This window comes from Bradyrhizobium sp. CCBAU 45389, from assembly GCF_028128625.1.
GTDB lineage: Bacteria > Pseudomonadota > Alphaproteobacteria > Rhizobiales > Xanthobacteraceae > Bradyrhizobium > Bradyrhizobium liaoningense_B.
Genome location: NZ_LBIY01000003.1, coordinates 1 through 1,606, shown reverse-complemented (window position 1 = coordinate 1,606; position 1,606 = coordinate 1). Strand labels below are relative to the sequence as shown.

The 1,606-nt window shown below is 61.0% G+C and carries 4 protein-coding genes; 1 reads left to right on the top strand and 3 read right to left on the bottom strand.

What is annotated here, in order from left to right:
* Positions 1-382: recombinase family protein (locus tag XH79_RS03760; protein ID WP_271580740.1), on the bottom strand; the 382-nt coding region annotated here is incomplete at its 3' end.
* On the opposite strand from XH79_RS03760, the gene XH79_RS03755 reads away from it, so the two are divergent.
* Positions 381-614, top strand: a complete 234-nt coding sequence (locus tag XH79_RS03755) for a hypothetical protein (protein ID WP_271580739.1) — start codon at positions 381-383, stop codon at positions 612-614. The two genes, XH79_RS03760 and XH79_RS03755, sit on opposite strands and share 2 nt — an antisense overlap.
* A gap of 38 nt (positions 615-652) precedes the next feature.
* Here XH79_RS03755 and XH79_RS03750 read toward each other — a convergent pair whose 3' ends face one another.
* Both XH79_RS03750 and XH79_RS03745 read right to left on the bottom strand, forming a co-directional pair.
* Positions 653-1,180, bottom strand: a complete 528-nt coding sequence (locus XH79_RS03750; RefSeq protein ID WP_271580738.1) for a helix-turn-helix domain-containing protein — start codon at positions 1,178-1,180, stop codon at positions 653-655.
* 110 nt (positions 1,181-1,290) lie between these two features.
* A partial coding sequence (locus XH79_RS03745) for a DUF5372 family protein (protein ID WP_271580737.1) occupies positions 1,291-1,606 on the bottom strand: 316 nt, incomplete at its 5' end.

The following is a 1,606-nucleotide window of genomic DNA, read 5'->3' as shown; positions in this document are numbered from 1 at the left end:
CTGGATCGTAGATTCCGTCCTCGTCGAGGATCAACGTCATCGTCAACGCGCACAACTCGATGAGGCGATGCCAGTCAGCCGAGTTGCGTGCAAGCCGCGAGACCTCCAGGCCCATGACAATGCCGGCCTTGCCCAGCGCCACCTCGCTCACGAGTTGCTGGAAGCCCTCGCGTGCTGTCGTACTTGTTCCTGATTTGCCGAGATCGCAATCGATGACGTGGATGCGTTCAATCGGCCAGCCCGAGGCGATTGCCCGAGCGCGCAACGCATATTGGCGCTGCGTGCTTTCGCCGTGCTCGGCGACTTGGCGGAGGGTCGATTGGCGGACATAGAGGTAGGCGGCGCGCTTGAGATGCTCGGTAGTAACTTTGAGCTCAGCCATGGGCGGGCTCCATTGCGATGGCGATGATGATGCCGGCGATGAGGCGCGTGAGGTCGCCCGCCGCGGGCAATGGATCGATCTTGATCGCTGGCGTGGTCGGATGATCGCAGTACGCCATCTCGGCGTGGCGGCGCTGCCCGAGCGCTCTGATCCATGCAGCGAGCCCTTGGCGGCGAAGAATGCCGAGGCCGAAGCAGGCAGCGAGCTCGCCTCGCAATACCGCGGCGCGTAGCTCCTCGTAACGGTCCGTGGCGTCCGCCGGCGGAACGATCAGGTTGAAGTGAGTCGTTTTTTTTTGCGCGCCAGCGCCCGCTCCAGGCTGCGCCTGTGCACCGTGACGCCAAAGCGTGTCTCGATCGCATCGAGACATTGCGGTGTCGTCAGCTCGGGGCTTGCAGCCTTGAGATCGGCTACGAACGCAATGACCTCTGCGGAGATCTTGTGGCCCCCCTTGGGGCCTCGCCGGTTCGGCAGCAAGCCGGCGACTCCTGCGCTCTGCAGCGCACTCTGGGCCTTGTAGAAGGTTGGGCGGGTGACGCCGAACGTCGCGGCGGCTTCGCTGATGGCAACGCCGTCGACTTGATGGCGCCGCACCATCTCGTAACGGACCTGGACCAAGTCCTTGGCATCGAAGAATGGATTGCCGACGAACAGCAGGTCGCGGACGGCTTCGGGGTCGGGATTGAGGACGCCGTCCTGCGCCAGCGCCGCGCTCTTCGTATCCTGTTTTTTGGCCTTCCTCATGCGTGGCCTCAAATCGTCGTAAATATAAATACGCCCATACATCTTGATGATCAAGCCCAAAGTCGGCACCACATGCTGATATTCGGCTGACCAAATTGTAAAAATCCATCGTTTGGCTGCTTTGGCGCGGCGTCATTCCCTTTACATATGCGGCGCAATTCTCTTTACGCATCGTCGGACCTCAATCCCTCGGCAAGCCGATCCAGCGCATCACACACGGCCAGCAGATCAATGGTCCTAAAGGCTGCTCGACCCGCGGCAATCAGCCGAAACTCATCCCCGGGATCGATGTCGGTCCAGGCACTCGCAATCGTGCAAAGTCGTCCATTCTGCCCTTCATAGATCACCCGGTCTTCGCCCCAATGTCGCCGCCGGCAGATCAGATCGAACATGCGACCGCACAGCGGATGGAAGGGATGAGTGATCCGTACCTTTTGGCGGATCGTACCTACACGGCCTGCAGTCGACGACTTTCTCCAA

Excerpts from the sequence above, each read along its gene's own strand:
- XH79_RS03755 (WP_271580739.1), top strand. The coding sequence starts at position 381 with ATGGGCGGGCTCCATTGCGATGGCGATGATGATGCCGGCGATGAGGCG.